Here is a 23,760-nt window from a genome sequence, read left to right on the forward strand (position 1 = left end):
CCGCTGCGGGGCGCCTGGCGTGATTCACGTCCGGGCTTGGGTTGAAGCTGCCGGCCGGGGCGGCCAGCAGCGCGCGCAAAGCTTAACAGTTCAAAAAGCACCGGTAGTAGGTGAAATACCGGATGGCGCTGGAGGCGTTCGTCTACTTCGCAAAGAGGAGCATGCTGCCTGAATGAGTGGTTGCGGCCGCATCGACCGGGCCGCACCAGAGTTCGCCCCGGTCCATCATGGCCGAGTCCTGCAGGCTCATCGACGTGCAGGTGCCGTGGACGTCTTCCGTCGTGCGCTGGATGCGCGCAAACGACGCACGGGTCATCTCGCTCTGTAGCCACATGCCGAAGCACGCAATCGATCCCGCTACGATCAGCGCACCGGCCCATTCTTTTTTGTTCAAGCGCATCGTTATCCGGCGTGCCGGCACCCTTCGAGGCAAGTCTCGCGAACTCACGTTATCGGCAGCCTGAGCGGACTTCTTGAATGCGAGGTCGAAACGCGTTTTGCGACGTGCGCCGCAGGGCAGAATGCCGCGTTGTCAATCGGTGATGTTGCGATGCAGCACGACTCTATTTTTTCCGTTATATTCAGTCAGGCTCATGTCAACGGAGGTCAGCATGTACGACGCCGAAATTGCCGCGACCCTTCTGAACCGGTGGGATTCGCAGGACTCTACCGCTGACTTCGGCGCCTCGCTCGACCTGCTACGCGAAGGTAATTTGCGGTTTGCTTATCAATTAGGGCATGTGCGGGTTGCGGGAAAAGCGGAGGGCGGTGCATTCGATATCGAATCGCTGGTCTTCGACGACGGCTCCCGCACGTTGCGCGTCGAAGCGCCGGGTTGCACGCCTGGCTGGACCCGCTGGACCGCGGTCGAACCGTTGCCGGCATCGCAGGTGGTCGAACGTGTCACCGCGTCGATTGCCGAATCGGTTGCCGAGTCCGTGGGCGCCTCCGCGGACGACCGCGACGACGCCTGACCCGGCTACCTCCCTTCAAACAATCCGCGCGCCCGCCCGATAAGTCGCGCGCGGCACCGGCAGCGCGTCCAGCATCGTCACCCGCACGAAGTCGGCACGCAGGCCGGCTTCGATAGCGCCCCGGTCATGCAGGCCGGCGGTACGCGCAGGTTCGGCCGACACGGTCGACATGGCGCGCGGCAGCGTCCAGTCCGCTTTCTCCACCAGTTCGAACACCGCGCTCATCAAACTGGACGGCACGTAGTCCGACGAAAGAATGTCGAGCAGGTTTGCCCGGGCCAGTTCCAGCGCGGACACGTTGCCCGAGTGCGAGCCGCCGCGCACGATGTTCGGCGCGCCCATCACGGTCGAAATACCATGCTTGCGCGCTGCTTCGGCAGCGACACGGGTAGTGGGGAATTCCGCTAGCACGATGCCTTCGGCCTTGGCCTGTTCGACGTGTTCGATCAGCGTGTCGTCGTGGCTTGCCAGCGGAATTTCGAGTCGCCGGCAACGCGCGACGATCTCGCTGCGATGCGCGTCCGCATACCGTTCCTGTTCGATCGAAGCCTGCTCCAGCGCGGACGCCACGCGTTCGTCGCTCAGCTTGCCGTTGCGTTCCTGAAAGCGGCGCCACTGTTCGCGATCGTGCCATTGGCGCTGACCGGGCGTGTGATCCATCACCGACGCGAGCCGCAGCAGCGGATGCGCACACAACGAATCGAACAGTTCGACCACGTCGGCGGTCGCGATCTCGCAGCGCAGATGCAGGAAATGTTCGGCGCGCAGCAGCTTGCGCGCCGACAGGCGCGTGAGCGACTCGGCGCATTGCATCTGCTGATCGCGGCCGCGCAAACCGACCGTGGAGCGCGAGCCGATAGCAAGCGCGTCGAACACCGTGGTGATGCCGGCGGCCGCGACCTGCGCGTCGTGAATCACGAAGGCGGCATCGGTATTCCAGTTCACGCCCGGGCGCGGCACCAGATGCTTCTCGAGATTGTCGGTATGCAATTCGATCAGGCCGGGCAACAGATAGTCGCCGTCCCAGTCTTCTGCTTCGCGCGCCGAAGTCGTGCCGCGCGCGACTTCGCGAATTTTGCCGTCTTCGACGCTTACCACGCCGGTGAATACTTCGTCTCGCGTCACGACGCGAGCGTTCCTGATCAACATCGAGATGCTCCGTAAGTCAGTCGGGCTTCAAAAGGTTAGCAAGCAGTGTAGTGCGGTTCGGCCTCGTTGCGCGTTCGTCACTGACGCTGCGGCGGGCGCAGTTCGAGACGACGTGTGGCGACCTTGTTGCGCGTCGCTTCGTCATGAAAGATGCCGACGATCGCCGCGCCCCGTTCGCGCGCTTCGACGATCAGATCGGCAACCACGTCGCGCTTCTCCGCATCGAGCGAGGCCGTGGGTTCGTCCAGCAGAAGCAACGGATGCTCCGCGATCAACCCGCGCGCGATGTTCACGCGCTGCTGTTCGCCGCCGGAGAAGGTGGCAGGCGCGAGACTCCACAAACGCTGCGGCACGTTGAGCCGCGCGAGCAGCGTGGCGGCGCGGGCATGCGCCTCGTCTTCGTCGACGCCGCGCGAGATCAGCGGCTCGGCCACCAGCGTGAGACTCGGCACACGCGGAATGACGCGCAGGAACTGGCTCACGTAACCCACGACGTTGCGCCGCAAGCGCAATATCTCGTGCGGCTCGGCGCGCTCGTGGCCGTCGCCCGCAATTGCCACCGGCAGTCCGCCGTGCGCCGCGTTGCGAATCGCGATCTCGCCGGTGCTGGCCAGATAGTTGCCGTACAGACAGCGCAGCAGCGTGCTCTTGCCCGCGCCGGACGGTCCCACCAGCACGACGCACTCGCCGCGCGCCACGTCGATCGACACGCCCGCGAGCGCTTCGATCTGCACGCCGCCCTGACCGTGCAGCGTAAAAGTCTTGCCGAGGCCGACCGCGCGCAGCATCAGCGCGTCGTTGTCGAGAAAGGCGCGGGCGGCGCCCCGCAGATGACTGTCAGTAACCATGGATGACATCGTGAGCCTCAAACCGGCAGAACCGAGGAAACCAGCGTTTGCGTGTACGGGTGTTGCGGATCGTCGAGCACCTGATCGGTGAGCCCGGCCTCGACCACTTCACCGCCTTGCATGACCATCAGCCGATGCGCGAGCAGGCGCGCGACGCCGATATCGTGCGTGACGATCAGCACCGACAGATGCAGCGTCGACGTGAGCGTGCGCAACAGATCGAGCAGCCGCGCCTGGACCGAAACGTCGAGCCCGGCGGTCGGCTCGTCCATGAACACGAGACGCGGTCCGGTGACGAGATTGCGCGCAATCTGCAAACGCTGCTGCATGCCGCCGGAAAACGCCGCCGGCAATTCGTCGATGCGGGTCGCGTCGAGTTCCACCCGATTCATCCATTGCGTGGCCGCCTGACGGATCTCGCCGTAGTGGCGCGCGCCGACGGCCATCAACGGCTCGCCGATGTTCGCGCCGGCGGACACGCCGCTGCGCAGACCGTCGCGTGGATTCTGCTGCACGAAGCCCCACTCGGTGCGCATCAACAGACGCCGCCGCGGTTCGGACAGGGTGCGCAGATCGAGCGTCTCGCCGTGCGCGGCCGTGTAGTGAAGCGTGCCGCTATCGGCTTCGTTTTTCAACGCGAGCGTATTGAGCAAGGTGGTCTTGCCGGAGCCGGATTCGCCGACGATACACAGCACTTCGCCGGGATAAAGATCGAAGCCGACGTTTTTGCAGCCGTTGCGCCCGCCGTATTGTCGGGTCAGCGAGCGTGCGCTCAGAAGGGGCGTCATGCGCGATCTCCTTCGCTGGAATCCGCATCCTGATCGCCGCGACGCTCGTGACAGTAGTCGCTATCCGAGCAGACGAACATGCGCTTGCCCGCATCGTCGACGATCATTTCGTCGAGAAAGCTCTCCCGCGATCCGCACAGTTCGCACGCGTGCTCCCACTTCTGCACTTCGAACGGATGGTCGTCGAAGTCGAGGCTGCGCACGGACGTGTAGGGCGGAATCGCGTGAATGCGCCGCTCACGGCCGGCGCCGAACAGTTGCAGCGCGGGGTTCATGTGCATCTTCGGGTTGTCGAATTTGGGAATCGGCGACGGCGCGGCCAGATAGCGATGATTGACGATCACCGGGTAGTCGTAGGTGCTGGCGATGCTGCCATGCTGCACGATGTCTTCGTACAGTTTCACGCTCATCAGGCCGTAATCGGCCAGCGCATGCAGTTTCCTGCATTCGGTCGCGCGCGGCTCGAGCCGATAAAGCGGCTCGGGCATCGGCACCTGATAGACCAGAATCTGCTGCTCGGTCAGCGGCGTTTCGGGAATCCGGTGGCGCGTCTGGATAATGCTCGCCTCGGTCGTGCGCCGCGTGGTGGCCACGCCGGTCGTGCGCGCGAAGAAACGGCGGATGTTGACCGCATTGGTGGTTTCGTCGGAACCCTGGTCGATCACCTTCAGCGTATCGCTACGACCGATGATGGCCGAGGTCACCTGAATGCCGCCCGTTCCCCAACCGTACGGCAGCGGCATTTCACGCGACGCGAACGGCACCTGATAGCCCGGCACGGCGACGGCCTTCAGCAGCGCGCGACGCAGCATGCGCTTGGTTTGCTCGTCGAGATAAGCGAAGTTGTAGCCCTGCGCTTCGTCCGGATGGTTCGACCTATCGCGTGCGTTCATGCGGCCTGCTCCTCGTCGTTCGGCTTGCCGTGCCTGGCTCGCAGACGTCTCACCAGTTCCAGTTCCGACTGGAAGTCCACGTAGTGCGGCAACTTCAGATGCTGGACGAAGCCGGATGCCTCCACGCTGTCGCTATGCGAGAGCATGAACTCGATGTCCTGAGTCGGCGAGGCGATCGTTTCGCCGAGTTCTTCCGCGCGCAGCGCGCGGTCCACCAGCGCCATGGCCATCGCCTTGCGCTCCGAGTGACCGAACGCGACGCCGTAGCCTTGCGTGAAAGTCGGCGCGACGGCGCTGCTGCCGGCGAACTGGTTGATCATCTGACACTCGGTAATGTCGATGTCGCCGATCTCCACGGTCTCGCCCAGTTCGTCGAGCTCCATTTCCACCGCGATCGTGCCGAAGCGAATCTCACCGGCGAACGGATGCGAATGCGCGTAGCCGCGTTGTGTCGCATAACCCATCGCGAGCAGAAAGCCTTCGTCGCCGCGCGCCAGATTTTGCAGACGTGTCGCGCGATTCGCCGGAAACGCGAGCGGTTCGCGCGTCAGGTCGGCGGGTTCGGCTGCGTTCGGCGTGGGGCGTTCCTGCTCGATCAGGCCTTCGTTGTCGAGCAGCGCGACGACGCGCGGCATGGGTTCGGGTTGCGGTTGTTTGGTCGGGTTCAACGACGCCGTGCCGGTAGTCGTATCGGTATCGGCCTCCGTATCGCCTTCGGCCAGCAACGCGAAATCGAGCAGACGCTGCGTGTAATCGTAAGTCGCGCCGAGTTGCTGACCGCCCGGCACGTCCTTGAACGTTGCGGAAATCCGGCGCTGTACCAGCATCGTTTCGGTATCCACCGGCTGCGTATAGCCGAAGCGCGGCAGCGTGGTGCGGTACGCGCGCAGCAGAAAGATCGCCTCGACCAGATCGCCCGCAGCCTGCTTGATGGCCAGTGCGGCGAGTTCTTCGTCGTAGACCGAGCCTTCGGTCATCACGCGCGCGACGGCGAGGCGCAGTTGCTCGCGAATCTGCGCGACGCTCAGTTCCGCGAGCCGCGTGTCGCCGCGACGCGCCTGATCGAGCAGGCGCCACGACGCTTCGATCGCGCGCTCGCCTCCTTTGACGGCCACATACATCAGTTCACCTCTGCTCGAGTGGTTCGCGGCAGGCCGATGAGCGTGGCGCCGCAGACGAGATAGCAATCGATACCGCACGGAAACAGCGGCGCCAGCGCGGCGCGTTCGCGCCAGAAATGGTCGGGCAGGCCGCGCGGCGCGATGCTCACCGTGTGCTGGATGCCCGGACCGCTCAGCACGACCGGCGTGCCGCCCGCGAGCGCTTCCACGCGGATCAGCAGCGTGACCGACTGTTCGGGCGACTCCGCGGCGCCGAGCGCGAAACTTTCCAGCGCGGGTAGCGCGTCCGCTTCGTGCACGTAGGCGAAGGCGGCGTCGGCGGGGTCGTCGACGAGCGGCGCACCCGTGTGAAAACGCAGCGCAGAAGCGAGTGCGGTATCGGGTTGCGCGAGCCACACCGGCGTCGCGTAATCGCACAGCGCCAGCATCGCGGCGAAGGCTGCGAGTTCGGCGCGAGCGGCGCGCGCTTGCGGCAGCACGTTGCTGACGGTGCCGATGGTGCCGGGCCGCGACAACGCGTCGAGCAGCGTGCGGAACACCGCCTGGGTGTCGTGCACCGGATCGGCGAAGCCGGGTGTCAGTGTCGACAATGCTATCTGTGAGTTTTCCATCAGTCCCCTCGGACCATCGTAAAGAATTCGACCCGCGTGGCCGCCACTTCCGCTCGCTGCGCGGCGCGCCGGTCGGCCTCGCGAGCGGCCAGCGGCGCGATCAGCCGATGCTGCAGCGTCGCGTGATGCTCGGGCATTTGCAGCAGTGCGTCGGCCAGCGCCGCGAGTTCGGCGCGGCGGCGGTCGCGGCCCAGGTGACAGGCCACGCCGACGGTCGCCGCGGCCTGATCCACTGCATGCAACCGCAACGTGGCGCGCGTGACGGTCGCTTCGCCCAGATTGAACGGATCGCCGCTGCCGCCGACGCGGCCGCGCACCATCGCGAGGCCGATCTCCGGCGGTCGCAACCAGTCGTACGTGGGACGCTCGCGGCCGGCCAGCGCGTCCGTCAGCGCGGCTTCGAGTTCGGCGCGCGGCGCGCGAGCCAGCACGGCCATCCAAGCGCGCCGCTGGGCGGTGGAAGGCGGGGTGAGAGTGGCACTCATCGAATGTCCTGTGGTGTGCAGCGAGGTTTGCAGCGAGCGGTCATTGGACCATCTATTCATCTAAACGTCTAGACGTTTACCGGTACACTGACGGCGTTGCAGGATGTGGCCGGAGTTTCACATTTTCATCACGGCACGCGCACTACAATGCACGTCACTGCGAATATTTGAACCCACAGGAATGACAGCACCATGACATCGAACGACAACGCGACGCCGGGCACGACGCTCGAACGCGGCGCGGGCGTCGCCGTCTGGCGGCAGATCGAGCAGATCCTGGCGGCGGAAATCGCCGCCAGCGGTTTCGGCGAAGATGGCCGTCTGCCGAGCGAAGGCGAACTCGCGAAGCGCTTCGACGTAAACCGCCATACCGTGCGGCGCGCAATGCTGGGTCTCGCCGCGCTCGGCCTCGTCAGTGTCGAGCAGGGCCGCGGGACGTTCGTGCAACCCGGCGCGATCGACTATTCGATCGGCCGCCGCACGCGCTTTACGGAAAACCTGCAGCGGCAGCATCAGACGGCGGCAGGCAAGCTGCTGTCGGCGTCGCGGGTGAAGGCCGAGCCGAACGTCGCCAAGGCGCTCGCGTTGCGCGCCGGCGCCGCGGTGTATCGCATCGAGACATTGCATGAATCGGATGGCGTGCCGCTGACCTTCGCGCGCAACTGGTATCCGGCCACGCGCTTCGCGGGCTTGCCCGAGGCGTTCGACCGGACCGGCAGCATCACGAAGGCGATGGCCGAATTCGGCGTGACCGATTATCTGCGCAAGTGGAGCCGTATCGGCAGCGTGCTGCCCGAGCCCGAAGTGGCGCGCCGGTTGAACCTCAACCGGCAGCAACCGGTGTTGTGGGTCGAAAACGTCGACGTCGATCTGACGGGCACGCCGGTCAAATACGGGCTGACGAATTTTGCCGCCGACCGCGTGCAACTGCTGGTGGAGCACGACCTATGAGCGGCACGGTATGGAGTGACGCTGCGCGTTTTGCGCTGTATTACGCACCGGCTCGCGAATCGGCGTGGTGGCAAGTGGGGTCCGCGTGGCTCGGGCGCGACGCACAAAGCGGCGAGCCCTGCGTGCCGCCGCAACCGGCAGATCTCGCTCGCCCATTGACGGAATTGACCGGAGCGCCGCGCCGCTATGGCTGGCACGGCACGCTGGTCGCGCCGTTTCGACTGGCTGCCGGCGTGACCCAGCAGCAGCTACTGCAAACCGCGCGCGATTGGGCCCGTACGCGAGCCGCTTTCGCGCTGCCGGTGACAGCGGCGTCGCTCGGCGATTTCGTGGCGCTGCGTCCGGCTCATCCGCAAGGCGACGCCGATATGCGCGAACTGGCAGGCAACGCTTTGCAGACGCTCGATGCGTTGCGCGCGCAACCGTCGTCCGCGGATCTGGCGCGCCGTCTGGCCGCGCCGTTGAGCGAGCGGCAACGCGAATTGCTGCTGGCCTGGGGCTACCCTTACGTGTTCGAGGAGTTCCGTTTTCACATGACGCTGTCCAGTTCGCTGGCCGACGCCGACACTCGCGCGGTATTGCTCGCGTGGTGGGAAGCGCGCCTGCCTGACCTCGGCCCGCTCGTCGTCGATCAGGTGGCGCTCTTCGTGGAGCCGGAACCCGGCGCGCCGTTTCTATTGTGGGAGCGGTTGCCGTTGCAAGGCCGCGAAGCGAGCGAAGCATGACGGGCCGTCTGATTTACGTCATGGGTCCATCGGGCGCGGGCAAGGATTCGTTGCTCGGCTACGCGCGGCGCCGTTTGATGGGCGAGCCGGTGGTGTTCGCGCATCGCTACATCACGCGGCCGAGCGGCAACGGCGAAGAGCACGTCGCGCTCGGCGTCGAGGAATTCGCGGCGCGTTCGTTGCTCGGACTGTTCGCGCTCGAGTGGTCGAGCCATACCTTGCGGTATGGCATCGGCATCGAACTGGATGCGTGGCTCGCGCGCGGCTGCACGGTGGTGGTCAACGGGTCGCGGCAGCATCTCGCGCATACGTTGGCGCGTTATCCGCAAACCGAGGTCGTGCACGTGAGCGCCGCGCCCGAAATTCTCGAGGCACGGCTCGGCGCGCGGGCGCGCGAATCGGCGCAACAGGTCGCGGCGCGGCTCGCACGGCGCGCGCCGTTCGTGTTGCCGGATGGCGTGCGCTGCACGACGATCGACAACTCCGGCGAACTCGAAACAGCCGGGCAGGCGTTGGTCGCGTTCCTGCGAACGCCGGCGTTCGAAGCCCGCTGAGATCGTCTTTTAAAACCCGCGTTGCTATAGTGCTCGACGAATTGCCGCGTTTCTCACGCGGCCACGCATTCATGGAGCCCGAGCAATGAACTCAACCGCGCGTTTAACCGAAGTATCCGATCTGGCGCCCGCCGCCGACAGCCTGCGCGACATCCGCCATCACATTCACCATCATCCGGAACTGGCGTTCGAGGAAGTCGGGACCGCCGCGCTGGTGGCCGACAAGCTCACGCAATGGGGTTGGGAGGTCACGCGCGAGGTCGGGCTGACGGGTGTGGTCGGCACGCTGAAAGTGGGCGACGGCAAACGTCGTATCGGCATTCGCGCCGACATGGACGCGTTGCCGATCGTCGAGCAGACCGGCCTGCCGTATGCGAGCGGCACGCCCGGCAAGATGCACGCTTGCGGCCACGACGGCCATACCACCATGCTGCTCGGCGCCGCGCAACGGCTCGCCGCCACGCGCAATTTCTCGGGCACCGTGCATCTGTACTTCCAGCCAGCGGAGGAGCGCGGCATCGACAGCGGCGCGGTGAAGATGATCGAAGACGGGCTGTTCGAGCGCTTCCCATGCGATGCAGTGTTCGGTCTGCACAACCATCCCGGCGAAGAGCCGGGTGTGCTGCTGTTTCGCAAAGGGCCGTTCATGGCGGCTGGCGACAAGGCCGTCATCATGATCGAAGGCGTCGGCGGTCACGCGGCGCGGCCGCATCTGACGGTCGATCCGGTGGTGGTGGCAGCGAGCATCGTGATGGCGCTGCAGACCATCGTCGCGCGCAACGTCGACCCGTCGCAACCCGCGGTGGTGACGGTCGGCTCGATGCATGCGGGCACTGCCAACAACGTGATTTCGGGCAGCGCGAAGCTGGAGTTGAGCGTGCGTTCGTTCAGCCCCGAAGTGCGGGCGCTCCTGAAAAAGCGCATTACCGAACTCGCCGAAAGCCAGGCCGCGAGCTATGGCGCGAAGGCCAACGTGGAGTACATCGAAGGCTATCCGGTAGTAATCAATTCCGACGCCGAAACGGACTTCGCCGTGGAAGTCGCGCGCGAACTGGTGGGCGACGACAAGGTGGTGGCACAAACGGCGATGCTGATGGGCAGCGAGGATTTCGCCTTCATGCTGCAGAAGCGGCCGGGCACGTTCCTGCGGATCGGCAACGGCGTGGGCGAGGACGCGTGCATGGTGCACAACCCGAACTACGATTTCAACGACCGTAATCTGCCGGTAGGCGCCGCGTTCTGGACGCGGCTGGTGGAAAAGTACCTGGCGCGCTAGAACCAGCGGTTCTCTCAGCCGCGCCGCGCGACCATCTCCGAGACCGATTGCGCGGCGCGTTGCAGCGGATCCAGAAACGCCTTCACCATCTGCTTCGCCGAATTGCGCTGCGCATTGCCGCTAATGTTTAGCGCGGCGATCACGCGTCCCTGGCGGTTGCGGATCGGCGCGGACAACGAGATCAGGCCGCCTTCCAGCTCCTGATCGACGATCGCCCAGCCTTGCTGGCGCACCTGCGCAATCAGCTTCTTCAACTCGTCCTTGTCGGTCACCGTGCGCGGCGTGTGCGCATAGAGCGGCGACGCGCCGAGCGTCGCGTCGAGCGCATCGTCGTCGAGCGCGGACAGCAGTACGCGGCCCATCGACGTGCAATACGCGGGCAGCCGGCTGCCGATCGACAGGTTGATGGTCATGATCTTGTGTGTCGGCACGCGCAGCACGTAGACGATCTCCGTGCGATCCAGCACGGCCGCCGAGCAGCTTTCGTGGACCTGGGCGGAAAGGTCCTCCATGACCGGCTCGGCGAGATTCCAGAACGGCATCGAGGTCAGATACGCGAAGCCGAGATCGAGAATCTTCGGCGTCAGGCGGAATAGCCGGCCTTCGGTTTCCACGTAACCGAGCGTTTGCAGCGTCAGCAGAATGCGGCGTGCGCCGGCGCGGGTCAGACCGGTTGCGGCGGCGACGTCGGTGAGCGTCTGTTCCGGGCGGCGTGCGTCGAAGGCGCGAATCACCGCGAGCCCGCGCGCGAACGATTGCACGTAAGAGTCGCCCGGTTTGTCCGGGGCGGGGTCGGCGCTGACGGGAACGGCGGCGGACGGCGGCGGGGTTTTGCTCATAAACCTTGAGGTGGCATTCGGGAAAGGCGGACAGCGCAAGCGCGGGAAGCGGGCGCGTTGCGCTACGGCGTGACGATAGCTCAAGCCTTTCGATTCGCCAAATTCGCAGGTGGCGTCGTGCGTCGCCAGGGTTTGTCGGGATGCGATCTGCATCCATAATTTGTATGATGACCCGACAAATTTCAGGCTTCCACCGTTCATGTTCGAAAAACTTCCCGCTCGGGCGCTCAGCGACACGGTCGCGCAGCAGTTGCTCGAGCAGATCGACCGCGGTGCGTTCGCAGAAACTGGCGAGCGGGGTTCGGCTGCGGGCACGCGCGGCGGCACGCGCGGCGGCAAATTACCGACCGAGGCGGTGCTGGCGCAGCAGTTCGGCGTGAGCCGCACGGTGATTCGCGAGGCCATTTCCCGCTTGAAGAACGAAGGCGTGGTCGAGCCGCGTCAAGGCAGCGGCGTGTTCATCGCCGCTCACGGCGCGATCCGCCCGCTGCGCATCGACTACGCGGAGGCGGTCGGCGCCGGGTCGGTGCTGCACATCCTCGCGCTGCGCCGGGCGATCGAAACCGAAGTGGCGTCGGAAGCCGCCGCGCGCCGCACCGCCGTGCATCTGAAGGCAATCGACGCCGCGCTGACGCGGCTGGACGCGGCGGTCGCCGATGGCGAAGACGGTGTCGCGCAGGACGTGGCGTTTCATCGCGCGATCGCGATGGCGACCGGCAATCCGTATTTCCTCAAGACGCTCACCTTTCTCAATCAATACCTCGAAGCCGGCACGCTGGTGACGCGGCGCAACGAGGCGCTGCGTGAGGATTTCTCGCGGCAGGTACGCGAAGAACATGCGGCAATCGTCGCCGCGATCCGCGCGGGCGATCCGGCGGCGGCGCGCGACGCGGCGAGCACGCATCTGAACAACGCGGCGAAGCGGCTTGCCGCGGCGGGGCTGGCGTGAGCTGAACGCGGCGCCGTCCCCACGTTTGAACAACGCATCCAGGAAGGAGTCAGCATGTCGAGAAGTGTCGGAGTGATCGGTCTCGGAGCGATGGGTTTAGGCGTCGCGCGTTCGCTGCTGCGAGGCGGGTTTCGGGTGCATGCGTGCGATCTGCGTCGCGAGGTGCTGCAGGCTTTCGTCGCAGAAGGCGGTATCGGCTGCGCGACGCCCGCGGAACTCGGCGCGCAATGCGACGTGGTCGTCACCCTGGTGGTGAACGCGGCGCAGACCGAGGCGGTGCTGTTCGGTGACGAAGGCGCGGTCGCGGCGATGAAGCCGGGCGGCGTCGTGATCGCCAGCGCGACGGTGGCGCCGGACTTCGCCATCGCGCTCGGCAAGCGGCTCGGCGAGGCGGGCTTGCAGATGCTCGATGCGCCGGTTTCCGGCGGCGCGGCGCGTGCCGCATCCGGCGAGATGACGATGATGACGTCCGGACCGGAAGCGGCCTACGCCCTCTGCGAAGACGTACTGAACGCGATGGCGGGCAAGGTGTACCGGCTGGGCGCGGCGCACGGCGCGGGATCGAAAGTGAAGATCATCAACCAGTTGCTGGCGGGCGTGCATATCGCGGTCGCCGCCGAAGCGATGGCGCTGGGTCTGCGCGAAGGCGTCGATCCGGATGCGCTTTACGACGTCATCACGCACAGCGCGGGCAATTCGTGGATGTTCGAAAACCGCGTGCCGCATATTCTGCAAGGCGATTACACGCCGTTGTCGGCAGTCGATATTTTCGTCAAGGATCTCGGGCTCGTGCTCGATACCGCGCGGCGTTCGAAGTTTCCGTTGCCGCTGTCGGCGGCCGCGCATCAGATGTTCATGATGGCGTCCGCGGCGGGTCACGGCGGCGAAGACGATTCGGCTGTGATCCGCATTTTCCCCGGCATCGAATTGCCGCCGTCGCAGGACAAACAGGACCCGCAGTAAGCGCGGTCCTCTTCGCCGAACCGAACGTTTCCAAAGGAATCGCCATGCCGCGCTTCGCCGCCAATCTCTCGATGATGTACAACGAGCACGCCTTCCTCGACCGCTTCGCCGCCGCCGCTCGAGACGGCTTTCAGGCGGTGGAGTTTCTGTTTCCGTACGATTTCCGCGCCGGCGAAATCAAGGCGAGGCTCGACGCGAACGGGCTGACACAGGCGCTGTTCAACGCACCGCCGGGCGACTGGGCCGGCGGCGAACGCGGCATCGCCTCGCTACCGGGGCGTGAAGACGAGTTCCGCCGCAGCGTCGAAACCGCGCTCGAGTACGCGCGTGTGCTCGGCAATCGCAAGCTGCACGTCATGGCCGGGCTGATCGGCGCCGACGCGCCGCGCGCGCAGCATCGCGACGTGTATCTCGCGAACCTGGCGTATGCGGCGCAAGCGGCGCGGGCCGAGGACATCACCGTCGTCATCGAGCCAATCAACCTGCGCGATATGCCGGGCTTCTTCCTGAACCGGCAGGACGATGCGCAGGCGATCTGCGCGGAAGTGGGCGCGCCCAATCTCAAGGTGCAGTTCGACTGTTATCACTGCCAGATCGTCGAAGGCGATCTGGCGATGAAGCTGAAACGCGACATGCCCGGCATCGGCCATATCCAGGTGGCGGGCGTGCCCGACCGGCATGAACCGGATCTCGGCGAGATCAACTATCCCTACCTCTTCGATGTGATCGATGCGCTCGGCTACGACGGCTACATCGGTTGCGAATACCGGCCGCGTGCCGGAACCTCGGCGGGTCTCGGCTGGCTTGCACCGTATCTGGGGGCCGTATGAAAGTGCTGATCACCGGTGGCGCGGGATTTCTGGGCCAGCGTCTCGCGCGCGAACTGCTGGCGCGCGGCGCGTTGAAAAACCCGAGCGGGACGCCGCAGACCATGACCGAACTCGTTCTGCTCGACGTGGTGGCGGCCTCCGCCGCCGACCTCGTCGGCGACTCGCGGGTGCGCACGGAAGTGGGTGATATCGCCGAGGCCAGTGTGCTCGAACGTGTGATCGACGGCGAGACCAGCGTGATTTTCCATCTGGCCGCGATCGTCAGCGGTCAGGCCGAAGCGGATTTCGAACTGGGCATGCGGATCAATCTGGACGCGTCGCGGCTACTGCTGGAAACCTGCCGGCAGCGCGGCCACGTGCCGCGCGTGGTGTTCACGAGTTCCGTGGCGGTGTATGGCGGCGCGCTGCCCGAGATCGTGCGGGACGATACCGCGCTGCATCCGCAATCGTCGTACGGCGCGCAGAAAGCCATCGCCGAGTTGCTGCTGAACGACTATACGCGGCGCGGTTTCGTCGATGGCCGGGTGTTGCGGCTGCCGACCATCAGCGTGCGGCCGGGGCGGCCGAATGCGGCGGCGTCGTCGTTCGCGAGCGGCATCGTACGCGAGCCGCTGAATGGCGAAGCGGCCGTGTGTCCGGTGGCCGGCTCGACCCGTTTGTGGCTGCTGTCGCCGCGCAGAGCGATCGGCAACCTGATCGCCGGGCTCGAACTGGATGCGGCGGCTTTAGGCGATCAGCGCACGCTGAACCTGCCGGGCATCTCGGTGAGCGTCGACGAGATGGTGGCCGCGTTGCGCGAAGTGGCCGGCGACGCGGTCGCGCAGCGGATCGAGTGGACGCCGGATGCGCGCGTCGAGCGGATTGTCGGAAGCTGGCCGGGGCGGTGGGACACGTCGCGCGCCGAACGGCTCGGGCTGGCCGGCGACGCGAGCTTCGCGGACGTGATCCGCGGCTATATCGCGGACGAGCAGGTGACGGCCCGCTGAGCGCGTTTCCCGGTGTGGGGCGTGTCCGGTGCACGCCGCCCCTTCGCTTGACAGGGTTTCGCCAGCACGCCTATCATCGAGCCTCATTGTTCGATACGTGACCGTGTGTTCGTATAAAGAACAAATTCCGCTTTCAGCGTCTGTTCCCGGCATCCGTTTGCGGTGCGGCGCGTGCAGCACATCAACTGGAGACATCCCATGACCGAAGCCTTCCTGTGCGACGCCATTCGCACCCCCATCGGCCGCTACGCGGGCTCGCTGTCGTCGGTTCGCGCCGACGATCTCGGCGCGGTGCCGCTCAAGGCGCTGATGGAGCGCAATAAGGACGTCGACTGGAACGCCATCGACGACGTGATCTACGGCTGCGCGAATCAGGCCGGTGAAGACAACCGCAATGTCGCGCGCATGTCGCTGCTGCTCGCCGGTTTGCCGCAAGGCGTGCCGGGCTCCACGGTCAACCGCCTGTGCGGTTCCGGCATGGACGCGGTGGGTATTGCCGCGCGCGCGATCAAATCGGGCGAAGCCGCGCTGATGCTGGCCGGCGGGGTGGAAAGCATGAGCCGCGCGCCGTTCGTCATGGGCAAGGCGACCAGCGCGTTCTCGCGCCAGGCCGACATTTTCGACACGACGATCGGCTGGCGTTTCGTCAATCCGCTGATGAAGCAGTTGTACGGTGTCGACTCGATGCCGGAAACCGGCGAGAACGTCGCCACCGACTACAACATCAGCCGCGCCGATCAGGACGCGTTTGCGCTGCGCAGCCAGCAGAAGGCGGCGCGTGCGCAACGCGACGGGACGCTGGCGCAGGAAATCGTCGGCGTGACGATTGCGCAGAAGAAGGGCGATCCGGTGACCGTATCGCAGGACGAGCACCCGCGCGAAACCAGCCTCGAGACGCTGGCGAAGCTGAAGGGCGTGGTGCGGGCGGACGGCACGGTGACGGCGGGTAACGCGTCCGGCGTGAACGACGGCGCCGCTGCGCTGCTGCTCGCCAATGAGGAAACGGCGAAACGCTTCGGCCTGACACCGCGCGCGCGCGTGCTGGGCATTGCCACCGCCGGTGTCGCGCCGCGCGTGATGGGCATCGGCCCGGCGCCCGCCACGCAGAAACTGCTGGCGCGACTCGGCATGAACATCGGCCAGTTCGACGTGATCGAACTGAACGAAGCGTTTGCCTCGCAAGGGCTGGCGGTGTTGCGCGCACTCGGCATTGCCGATGACGACGCTCGCGTCAATCCGAACGGCGGCGCGATTGCGCTCGGCCATCCGCTCGGGATGAGCGGCGCGCGGCTGGTAACGACCGCGATGTATCAACTTCAGCGCACGCAAGGGCGTTTTGCGCTGTGCACGATGTGTATCGGCGTGGGGCAGGGTATCGCGATCGCGATCGAGCGCGTTTAACACCTTTACCCCGTGTAGCGACCTCTGCTGGCGAAAAGCCCCGTGCGCGCAAGCGACGGGGCTTTTTTATTGCGGCGATTTAGCGCGTATTCGCCTGTCTGAAATAAGATATAAATCCTCTAATGCTGCTGCATTAAGGTAGTTTTGCAAACCCGTGGTGTTATTAAAATATAAGACAGATAAAGCGCCGCGCACTAATCTGAAAATCACATTTCACCTGGATTTTGCCGCCTGACGCGCAGGTACAATCGTTTCGCTTTCGTTATTCATTCAGTGCGTTTGTCGATTAAGAATCGCTGAGCGTATTGCAATTGCCGGATCGAACAATTCAAAAGGAGCACAACGATGAAAATCACAACAACAGGTGCGGCATTGCTTTTCGCAGCGCTCTGCGTGGCTCGGTCTGCCTGGGCACAGGACGTCATGGCGAGTGCCGCGCAGGGCGTGGTCAGCACGGTGCAGCCGGTGCATGTGAAGGCACAGGTCGTCGGTATCGATCCGGGTAGTCGCGCGCTCACGCTCAAGGGGCCGGACGGCAATACCGTCGCCGTGCAGGTGGGTCAGCAGGTTGCCGGGTTCGATCAGATCAAGGTGGGCGATCGGGTCGACGTGCTGTACAAGAACGCGCTGCTCGTGAAGGCCGAAAAGGTCGCCGGTACAGAGAAGGGCATGCGCGAACGGGTCGACACGCAGGTGTACGCGCCGGCTTCCGGCGGTTTTGAATCGGCGCGTCAGGTCGAAGTGCTGGCCACCGTGAAAAAGATCGATCACAAGAAGCGTCTGGTCACGTTGCGCGGCGCCTATCAGACGCAAACGCTCGAAGTCGGTCCCGACGTCGATCTGAAGAACGTCAAGGTGGGCGATACGATCCATGCCGTGTTCGTCTCCGCCGCCGCGGTGCAGTTGACGCCGCAGGACGCCGCACAGTAAGCACGGGTAACTAGTCGCTTCGCGGGGCCTGGTTCAAGTCGCGTTCCAGAAACAGCGTACCGTCGACCGGATTGAACACATACGCTGGAATCGGCACGAATCCGAGCGAAGCATAAAGCCGTTGGGCTGCGTGCATATCGGGCAGCGTGTCGAGACGGATGCGGCGGTATCCGGCTTCGCTGGCTAGCTGGCAAATGTGTTCGGCCAGTTGGCGGCCGACTTGCCGCCCGCGTCCCTCGGGGCGCGTGTAAAGCCGCTTCATTTCGCACGTGGCGACGTCCAGTTCACGCATGGCGACGCAGCCGACGACCTGCGCCGCGTCCCAGGCGAGCAACACGTTGCCGCGTGGTGCCGCGAACTTGCCCGGGAGGTCCGCGAGTTCGGCGTCGAAATCCTGGAAGCTGAGGTCGATACCCAGACTGTCGGCGTATTCGCGAAAAATGGCCCTTACCAGATCGACTTGCTCCGGAAAACGGGCAGGGTGAATCGTGATCTGGCTTGGGCGGTCCATCGTGCCGGCTTACCGCGGTGAGAGTTCCAGCGGGAAACGGATCTCGAAGGTCGTGCCCACCCCTTCGCGCGATGCGAAGTCGATCGTGCCGTCGAGCACCCGGCACAACTCCTTGACGATCGCGAGACCGAGACCCGTGCCGGGAATGTCTTCGCCGGCCGCGCGTTCGAATTCGTCGAATACGCGATCGGCGTCGGCCGGTGCGATACCCACGCCGGTGTCCGACACACGAACCGACCAGTGCTGCGAGTCGACGAGCGCGAAGCGCAGTTCGATCGTCCCCGACTTCGTGTATTTGGTCGCGTTGGACAGCAGGTTGACGGCAATCTGTTTGAGCTTGAGCCGGTTGGAGACGATCGCGGTGAGCGCGGGGTCGTAGCTCGTGTGCAGGCTCAGCCCTTTGGCCTCGACGATTGGCCGCGACGCGGTAACGAGTTCGTCGAAAAGCTCGCGCAGATCGACCGGCTCGAGCGCTAGCGGCGTCGCGTCGCCGAGCACCACCGAGTACTCGACCATTTGCTCGACCAGCTGCTTCATGTCGGCGGCCTGCCGGTTGGCCAGGGTCAGCGCGGTTTCGGCCTTGGCGGGCGCGCGTCCGATCAATTGCAGCGCGATGGAAAACGCATTCAGGAAGTTGCGCAGATCGTGCACCACGCTGCGGGTAATCTGCATGCGCGACTCGTACAGGTCGCCGACCAGTCGTTGCTTGAGCGTCAGTTCGTGATTGGCGCGCTCAAGCCGGCCGGTGTATTCGTCGATCTTGCGGTCGCGCTCGCTGACCACTTCCTTGATCGACGTGAGCGTCACCATGCTCAGCGCTTCGGCAATCAGTCGCCGCGCGCGGCTTTCGTGACGCCGCGTAAAGCCGTCGTCGTGGTCGGCGAAGGCTTCGAGCGCGTCGGCGAGCACCTGGTGGAAGAGGTCGAGTTCGCGGACCAGTTCCTCGATCCGGTAGCCTTGGCGCCAGCGCACGAGGCCGTGCTGCCGGGCGTTCTGTTCGATGACCGGCTCGATCCGTTCGAGGTCCTCGATATCCAGCGCGACGCACAGCCCTTCGAGAATTTCGGGCAGATGATCGGCGAGTTGCTGATAGGTGAGCTTGTCGGCTTCGACGAGATCGACGTCGCCGAACACCGCGCGCATCCATTGTTCGGTCAACCGGACCCGTTCGGTCCTGACGTGCGCGGCGAAGTTGCGCAGCGGACTGGGACGCGCGACGAGCACGGGCGGCGTGAGGGATGTGAGTGGTGTGAGGGGCGCAAGTGGCGCGAGTGGCGCAAGTGGCGCGAGGGGCGCGAGTGGCGCGTGTGGCTCGGGGCGATCAGGTGCAGACGGGGTTTCGCGGGTGTCGGTCATGATGGTGCAAGGAAATGAAATTTCTACAACGTACGTACGCTCGAACTCCACCCGATGCACCCCAGTGCGCTCGAAGAGACGACCCGGCGGGAATGAACCTGTGGCCCGGCGCGTCCGGGCTCTGCCGGAGAATCCGGCAAAAGCGCCAAACCGCGGCCGATAAGTCGCGCTCATTATCCTCGTATTCAGTGATTGTGGAACACCTCTTGCGTAGGAATCGCCAGATGACGATAACGCTTAACCCCGGCGGCTCCTGATGCGCTCTATTTTATTGGTGGACGACGAGCCGGAAATTTTGACGGCATGGCGGTTGATTCTGGAAAACGAAGGTTACGAGGTGGATTGTGCAAGCAATGGAATCGAGGCCGTAGCACGACTTGCTGCTGGCATTCCCGATCTGATCGTCACCGACTGGATGATGCCGCTGATGGACGGCGCGGAATTGTGCCGACGTTTGCGCGCCATGCCGGAACTCTCCCACGTGCCGATCCTGGTTCATACGGCCGTGCCGCCGCTGGCCGCCGCCCAACGAAACTGGGACGCATGCCTGCGCAAACCGGTCGGCGCGGATCTGTTCCTGACGACAATCGAACGGCTTTGCGAGGCCCGCCATTGATTCCGGGAGTTTGGGCAATTCACCCGATCTTCCGCGCTTCTTCCAGCTCCCAGATGCTGGACGAATTAATTCTTTCGAGCTAAAGCGCATTAAAGCGGTACGGCTGAAATTTGGCTGTAAGTCGTTATTGCTAAAGTCTTCCGGACGCCTGTTTTTCAAACGTATCCGCACGATTGCCGCTGCATTCCGGAATATGTCCTCGGACATCGAATAAGGGAGAGCGATCCACCATGAATCTAGCGCGTGCGTTCTGGCTCACGCTGGCGCTCTTCGTTGCGTCGCCGGCATGGGCGTATCAAACGAGTGTCGTGACCATTCCGAGCGAAGCAATGCACCGCTCGCTCGACGCAACCGTGGTCGTGCCCGATCAATACGCGCGGGACGCGTCGACCGCGCGTTTTCCGGTGGTGTATCTGCTGCACGGTTCGGGCGGTGACTACACCGACTGGACCGCTAACTCCTCAATCGGCAAACTCGCCGACCGCTACCACGTGATACTCGTAATGCCCGACGGCGGTCATGAGAGCTGGTACATCGACAGCCCGTTCGATCCGCGCAGCCGTTACGAAACCTATGTGGGCAGCGAAGTCGTGTCGTATATCGACGCGCATTTCCGCACCGTGGCGACGCGCGACGCCCGTGCGATTACCGGTTTGAGCATGGGCGGCTTCGGCGCGTTGCATATCGCCCTGGACCGGCCGGACGAATTCGGCGCCGCGGGCAGCATCAGCGGCGCAGTGGACCCGCGCGGCAGCGAGGACGAGCCGGGTATCGCCGATGTATTCGGCGACCCCGCGCGTCATGCCGACTTCTGGAACAACGAGACGATCGTCGCGAATGCACGCACCTTCGGCAGCGCGCATATAGCGCTGACGATCGATTGCGGCGTGAACGACTCGCTCGTCGAGTCGAACCGCACCTTGCACGAGAAACTCGTCGAACTGGGCGTGCCGCACGACTACGCGGAGCGGCCGGGCGGCCACACCTGGACTTACTGGGCTAACGCGGTCCAGTACCAGGTTCTGTTTTTTGCCGGCGCATTCAGGCGCAATGCAGCGGGCTCGGGCAATACGGCGGTGGCTTCGCTGGGATAGCCGGGTTTGACCGCCGCGCCTTCTGTCAGTCAGTCAGTCGGTTAGTCGATCCCGTGAAACACCGCGTCGTCCGGGCCGAGATACACCGGCGGTCGCCATGCTGCATCGCGCATGGAATGCTGAACCAGCTTTTCGACCCCCAGCAGCACCGCGAAAATTGCCATCCGGACGGGAATGCCGTTGTCGGTCTGCCGGAAAATCGCCAGCCGTGAATCGTGATTCAGGTCCACGCTCAGATCGTTCGCGCCCGGCCGGCTGTCGCGCGGCAACGGATGCATGATCAGCGTCTCGGGCCCGCACGCGCTGTCCACCAGCGCCTGATTGATCTGAAAGTCGGGCGTATAGCCCTCGAACGACTCGTCGGTGAAGCGCTCTTTCTGGATGCGCGTGGCGTACACCACGTCGGCGCCGGCAAGACCCGCGGCGAGGTCGTGCGTCTGCTCGATCACGTGAGCGTTGCGCGAAATCTGCTCGATGATGTACGCCGGCATTTCCAGCATGGGCGGCGAGATGAGCGTGAATTTGATGCCGCGGTAAAGCGCCAGCAGTTTGACCAGCGAATGCACGGTGCGCCCGTATTTCAGGTCGCCCACCAGCGCGATATGCGCACCGTCGACAATTTTGCCCAGCCGCGAGAACTCGCGCTGGATCGTATAGAGATCGAGCAATGCCTGACTCGGATGTTCGCCCGGCCCGTCGCCGCCGTTGATCACCGGCACGTTTGTCGCGCGCGCGAACTCGGCCACCGACCCCTGCTCCGGATGACGGATGACCAGCGCATCCACGTAACCGCTCATCACGCGGCTCGTGTCGTAAATCGACTCGCCCTTGGCCATCGACGAAAACGTGAAACCCGTGGTGTCGCACACCGAACCGCCCAGCCGGCAGAACGCCGCCCCAAAGCTCACGCGGGTACGCGTGCTGGCTTCGAAAAACAGATTGCCGAGCACGGCGCCTTCCAGCACGCGGGAGATTTTCCGGCGCCGCGCGATGGGCTGCATGATGTCGGCCACGCGGAACAACGCCTCGACCGAGTCGCGCGAAAACTGATCGACCGATAACAACTGCGGGCGGCCTTCGAACAGCATCTGGCTCGCCAGCGACTGCGAATCTACGCTTTGCGTATATTTCTCGCTCGGCTCGCCATGGACGACGATTTCCGACACGAAGCGCTCGACGATCTCCGGCATGGCGCGCGATTCCTGCGAATCGTCGGGCAGGAGCCACGTGTCCAACGCGCGGCGGGATACGCCGATACGGCTGGCGAAGGTGTCACGGGTCATGTTCAGGCGACGCATCGCATCGCGTAGGAAGGCTTGTTGCGGGACGCTCATGCAGGCACCTGTCGGGAAAGGGTTAGCGCGGTCGAGTACGGTGAATGTACGCGGTGCGTATATTAGTTTCCCGTGGGGAGAAGTCAAGCGATTTTGCAGATGGAGGGGTACGAGACGCGTCAGAGGCAAGCAGAGACGTCGAGCCGGAGCGTAGGAAGCATCAGCGGATTTAGCCCATGCAGGCAAGCGTCTCTCTATTTGAGATGATGCTTCGCGATGCCAGGTGATAATCGGCGCCCTTCGTTATTTCTCACGACCGGCTGCCGCCGGTCGACGCCGTATGCAGTCATTCCTGTTTGCCGATCACACGTCTGTCTTACAGACGCCCCTTGCGCGCCGTGTCCCGTTCGTCGCGCTTCTTCCGAACGCCGGTGCGAAACCCAGTCGGCCCGCGCACGCCGACGCGCGCATCGACCACATGGAGTGTCGCTGATGTCGGCCGGCATTCACCTCGGTACCCGGCTATCTAGCGGTTCGATCGGCTTCGTCGAGCGCCGCACCGCATTGACCGTCGCGTTCGGTGCGGCGAGCGCGGCAGCGTTGCTGGCGCTCGCTGCGGGCGTGTCGATCGGCATGCACTGGAGCTCGAAACACGACGCGACGCCCGCCACCGGTCAGTCCGCCACGGATCGCGTCGAACACGACTATCAGATCGATCAACTCGGCAAGCTGAACGCGTCGGTTGCGCAAATCGAGCCGCGCCTCGCGCGTCTTGCGTCGCAACTCGGCGCGTTGACCGATTTCGACGCGCGTCTGAACGGACCGCGCCCGGCGTCGCGCGCGACTCAGCGGGCTGCTCGTCCTGCTGGAGCGTTGGCGGCATCGTCGGCATTGACTCCGTCCGGCGAACCGTTCGCCGCCGATAGCGAAGGCGAGGGCGGTCCCGCGTTGCCGCCGCGTCGTTGCAACGAACTCATCCCGCCAGCCGAAGGCGCCGGTCGCACCTACGCCGGCCGCACCGATGCCGGCCGCGCCGATGCCGGCCGCACCTACGCCGGTCGCACCGATGCCGGTCGCACCGATGCCGGCCGCGCCGATGCCGGCCGCGCCGAAGCCGGTCGCACCGATCCCCAGCGCACGCAGCGCGAACTGGCGTGCATCGCCGCGACGCTGTCCGCGCTGGAGCACGGGACGGCCGCCCATGCGCTCGCTTACGCCGCGTTTCCCGGTCGTATGCCGGCCGACGGCGCGCGCTTCGGCTCGCCGTTCGGCAACCGTACCGATCCGTTTACACAGCGTCTGAGTTTTCATCCGGGTATCGATCTGGTCGCCCGAACCGGTACCCCGATTCTGGCGGCGGCGGGCGGCCGAGTGATTTTCGCGGGCGAGAAGTCCGGCTATGGGACGGCGGTGGAGATCGATCATGGCAACGGCCTCGTGACCCGTTACGGGCACGCGTCGCGCCTCGAGGTGCATGCAGGCGAAGTCGTGCTGCCGCGGCAACATATCGCCGATGTCGGGTCGACGGGTCGGTCCACGGGACCGCATCTGCATTTCGAAGTGCTGGTGAACGGCTCGCCCGCCGATCCGGCCGCTTACCTGGCGCTATTCGCGCCCGCTTCTCATGGATAGGCGC

Annotated in this window: 26 protein-coding genes; 14 read left to right on the top strand and 12 right to left on the bottom strand. The window is 64.8% G+C overall.

The window, feature by feature from the left end; translation table 11 throughout:
* Window positions 1-142: 142 nt before the first annotated feature.
* Window positions 143-400: a hypothetical protein gene (locus FQ746_RS29700; RefSeq protein WP_144113355.1), complete on the bottom strand. Its 258-nt coding sequence runs from the start codon at window positions 398-400 to the stop codon at window positions 143-145.
* Window positions 401-611: 211 nt separating this feature from the next.
* On the opposite strand from FQ746_RS29700, the gene FQ746_RS29705 reads away from it, so the two are divergent.
* Window positions 612-974, top strand: coding sequence for a hypothetical protein (locus FQ746_RS29705; RefSeq protein WP_186310872.1), 363 nt, complete (start codon window positions 612-614; stop codon window positions 972-974).
* A gap of 15 nt (window positions 975-989) precedes the next feature.
* Here FQ746_RS29705 and FQ746_RS29710 read toward each other — a convergent pair whose 3' ends face one another.
* The 7 genes from FQ746_RS29710 to phnG form a co-directional block, all read right to left on the bottom strand.
* On the bottom strand, window positions 990-2,123 hold the full coding sequence (locus FQ746_RS29710) for an alpha-D-ribose 1-methylphosphonate 5-triphosphate diphosphatase (RefSeq protein ID WP_144113356.1): 1,134 nt from the start codon (window positions 2,121-2,123) through the stop codon (window positions 990-992).
* Window positions 2,124-2,200: 77 nt separating this feature from the next.
* Window positions 2,201-2,980, bottom strand: coding sequence for a phosphonate C-P lyase system protein PhnL (gene phnL, locus FQ746_RS29715; RefSeq protein ID WP_186310873.1), 780 nt, complete (start codon window positions 2,978-2,980; stop codon window positions 2,201-2,203).
* An 8-nt stretch (window positions 2,981-2,988) separates the two neighbouring features.
* Window positions 2,989-3,759 carry a phosphonate C-P lyase system protein PhnK gene (gene phnK, locus FQ746_RS29720; protein ID WP_144113358.1) on the bottom strand — a complete coding sequence of 257 codons (771 nt, stop codon included), beginning with the start codon at window positions 3,757-3,759 and terminating at the stop codon, window positions 2,989-2,991.
* The gene (locus tag FQ746_RS29725) at window positions 3,756-4,652 is read right to left on the bottom strand and encodes an alpha-D-ribose 1-methylphosphonate 5-phosphate C-P-lyase PhnJ (RefSeq protein ID WP_144113359.1); all 897 of its coding nucleotides are present in this window, start codon (window positions 4,650-4,652) and stop codon (window positions 3,756-3,758) included. The genes phnK and FQ746_RS29725 overlap by 4 nt, the downstream gene beginning before the upstream one ends.
* On the bottom strand, window positions 4,649-5,773 hold the full coding sequence (locus tag FQ746_RS29730) for a carbon-phosphorus lyase complex subunit PhnI (RefSeq protein WP_144113360.1): 1,125 nt from the start codon (window positions 5,771-5,773) through the stop codon (window positions 4,649-4,651). Before FQ746_RS29730 ends, FQ746_RS29725 begins: the two co-directional genes overlap by 4 nt.
* A complete protein-coding gene (gene phnH, locus FQ746_RS29735; RefSeq protein WP_144113361.1) occupies window positions 5,773-6,384 on the bottom strand; it encodes a phosphonate C-P lyase system protein PhnH in 612 nt (203 codons plus the stop codon). The genes FQ746_RS29730 and phnH overlap by 1 nt, the downstream gene beginning before the upstream one ends.
* Window positions 6,384-6,869: a phosphonate C-P lyase system protein PhnG gene (gene phnG / locus FQ746_RS29740; RefSeq protein ID WP_144113362.1), complete on the bottom strand. Its 486-nt coding sequence runs from the start codon at window positions 6,867-6,869 to the stop codon at window positions 6,384-6,386. The genes phnH and phnG overlap by 1 nt, the downstream gene beginning before the upstream one ends.
* 192 nt (window positions 6,870-7,061) lie before the next feature.
* Here phnG and phnF point away from each other — a divergent pair, with 192 nt between their 5' ends.
* The 4 genes from phnF to FQ746_RS29760 all read left to right on the top strand — a co-directional run bounded on the left by phnF (window position 7,062) and on the right by FQ746_RS29760 (window position 10,375).
* A complete protein-coding gene (gene phnF, locus FQ746_RS29745; protein WP_144113363.1) occupies window positions 7,062-7,820 on the top strand; it encodes a phosphonate metabolism transcriptional regulator PhnF in 759 nt (252 codons plus the stop codon).
* Window positions 7,817-8,545: a DUF1045 domain-containing protein gene (locus FQ746_RS29750; protein WP_144113364.1), complete on the top strand. Its 729-nt coding sequence runs from the start codon at window positions 7,817-7,819 to the stop codon at window positions 8,543-8,545. The genes phnF and FQ746_RS29750 overlap by 4 nt, the downstream gene beginning before the upstream one ends.
* Window positions 8,542-9,099: a phosphonate metabolism protein/1,5-bisphosphokinase (PRPP-forming) PhnN gene (gene phnN, locus FQ746_RS29755; RefSeq protein WP_144113365.1), complete on the top strand. Its 558-nt coding sequence runs from the start codon at window positions 8,542-8,544 to the stop codon at window positions 9,097-9,099. Before FQ746_RS29750 ends, phnN begins: the two co-directional genes overlap by 4 nt.
* A gap of 85 nt (window positions 9,100-9,184) precedes the next feature.
* The gene (locus FQ746_RS29760) at window positions 9,185-10,375 is read left to right on the top strand and encodes a M20 aminoacylase family protein (RefSeq protein WP_144113366.1); all 1,191 of its coding nucleotides are present in this window, start codon (window positions 9,185-9,187) and stop codon (window positions 10,373-10,375) included.
* Between the two features lie 14 nt (window positions 10,376-10,389).
* Here the strand turns inward: FQ746_RS29760 and FQ746_RS29765 are convergent, their stop codons facing one another.
* Window positions 10,390-11,214 (bottom strand): IclR family transcriptional regulator, encoded by an 825-nt coding sequence (locus FQ746_RS29765; protein ID WP_144113367.1) that lies wholly within the window; start codon window positions 11,212-11,214, stop codon window positions 10,390-10,392.
* 199 nt (window positions 11,215-11,413) lie between these two features.
* On the opposite strand from FQ746_RS29765, the gene FQ746_RS29770 reads away from it, so the two are divergent.
* The 6 genes from FQ746_RS29770 to FQ746_RS29795 all read left to right on the top strand — a co-directional run bounded on the left by FQ746_RS29770 (window position 11,414) and on the right by FQ746_RS29795 (window position 17,273).
* Entirely contained in the window at window positions 11,414-12,163 is a 750-nt protein-coding gene (locus FQ746_RS29770; protein ID WP_144113368.1) for a FadR/GntR family transcriptional regulator, read from the top strand.
* A 54-nt stretch (window positions 12,164-12,217) separates the two neighbouring features.
* Entirely contained in the window at window positions 12,218-13,126 is a 909-nt protein-coding gene (ltnD, locus tag FQ746_RS29775) for an L-threonate dehydrogenase (RefSeq protein ID WP_144113369.1), read from the top strand.
* Between the two features lie 44 nt (window positions 13,127-13,170).
* On the top strand, window positions 13,171-13,956 hold the full coding sequence (gene otnI, locus FQ746_RS29780; RefSeq protein ID WP_144113370.1) for a 2-oxo-tetronate isomerase: 786 nt from the start codon (window positions 13,171-13,173) through the stop codon (window positions 13,954-13,956).
* Window positions 13,953-14,942 carry a D-erythronate dehydrogenase gene (gene denD, locus FQ746_RS29785; protein ID WP_144113371.1) on the top strand — a complete coding sequence of 330 codons (990 nt, stop codon included), beginning with the start codon at window positions 13,953-13,955 and terminating at the stop codon, window positions 14,940-14,942. Before otnI ends, denD begins: the two co-directional genes overlap by 4 nt.
* A gap of 198 nt (window positions 14,943-15,140) precedes the next feature.
* On the top strand, window positions 15,141-16,343 hold the full coding sequence (gene pcaF / locus FQ746_RS29790; protein ID WP_144113372.1) for a 3-oxoadipyl-CoA thiolase: 1,203 nt from the start codon (window positions 15,141-15,143) through the stop codon (window positions 16,341-16,343).
* Window positions 16,344-16,688: 345 nt separating this feature from the next.
* A complete protein-coding gene (locus tag FQ746_RS29795) occupies window positions 16,689-17,273 on the top strand; it encodes a hypothetical protein (protein ID WP_144113373.1) in 585 nt (194 codons plus the stop codon).
* A 10-nt stretch (window positions 17,274-17,283) separates the two neighbouring features.
* Here FQ746_RS29795 and FQ746_RS29800 read toward each other — a convergent pair whose 3' ends face one another.
* Together FQ746_RS29800 and FQ746_RS29805 are read right to left on the bottom strand one after the other, a co-directional pair.
* A complete protein-coding gene (locus FQ746_RS29800; RefSeq protein WP_144113374.1) occupies window positions 17,284-17,784 on the bottom strand; it encodes a GNAT family N-acetyltransferase in 501 nt (166 codons plus the stop codon).
* Between the two features lie 9 nt (window positions 17,785-17,793).
* Window positions 17,794-19,140, bottom strand: a complete 1,347-nt coding sequence (locus FQ746_RS29805; protein ID WP_409932447.1) for a sensor histidine kinase — start codon at window positions 19,138-19,140, stop codon at window positions 17,794-17,796.
* A gap of 274 nt (window positions 19,141-19,414) precedes the next feature.
* Here FQ746_RS29805 and FQ746_RS29815 point away from each other — a divergent pair, with 274 nt between their 5' ends.
* Complete coding sequence (locus FQ746_RS29815) at window positions 19,415-19,756, top strand: response regulator (protein WP_260854211.1); 342 nt, start codon at window positions 19,415-19,417, stop codon at window positions 19,754-19,756.
* Between the two features lie 230 nt (window positions 19,757-19,986).
* Window positions 19,987-20,850, top strand: a complete 864-nt coding sequence (locus FQ746_RS29820) for an alpha/beta hydrolase (protein ID WP_144113377.1) — start codon at window positions 19,987-19,989, stop codon at window positions 20,848-20,850.
* 41 nt (window positions 20,851-20,891) lie between these two features.
* Here FQ746_RS29820 and FQ746_RS29825 read toward each other — a convergent pair whose 3' ends face one another.
* On the bottom strand, window positions 20,892-22,184 hold the full coding sequence (locus tag FQ746_RS29825) for an aspartate carbamoyltransferase (protein ID WP_144113378.1): 1,293 nt from the start codon (window positions 22,182-22,184) through the stop codon (window positions 20,892-20,894).
* Window positions 22,185-22,616: 432 nt separating this feature from the next.
* Between FQ746_RS29825 and FQ746_RS29830 the strand changes: the two genes are divergently transcribed.
* Window positions 22,617-23,756, top strand: a complete 1,140-nt coding sequence (locus tag FQ746_RS29830; RefSeq protein ID WP_144113379.1) for a M23 family metallopeptidase — start codon at window positions 22,617-22,619, stop codon at window positions 23,754-23,756.
* Window positions 23,757-23,760: the final 4 nt, after the last annotated feature.

Origin of the sequence: Paraburkholderia sp. BCC1886, assembly GCF_900996245.1 — a bacterium.
GTDB lineage: Bacteria > Pseudomonadota > Gammaproteobacteria > Burkholderiales > Burkholderiaceae > Paraburkholderia.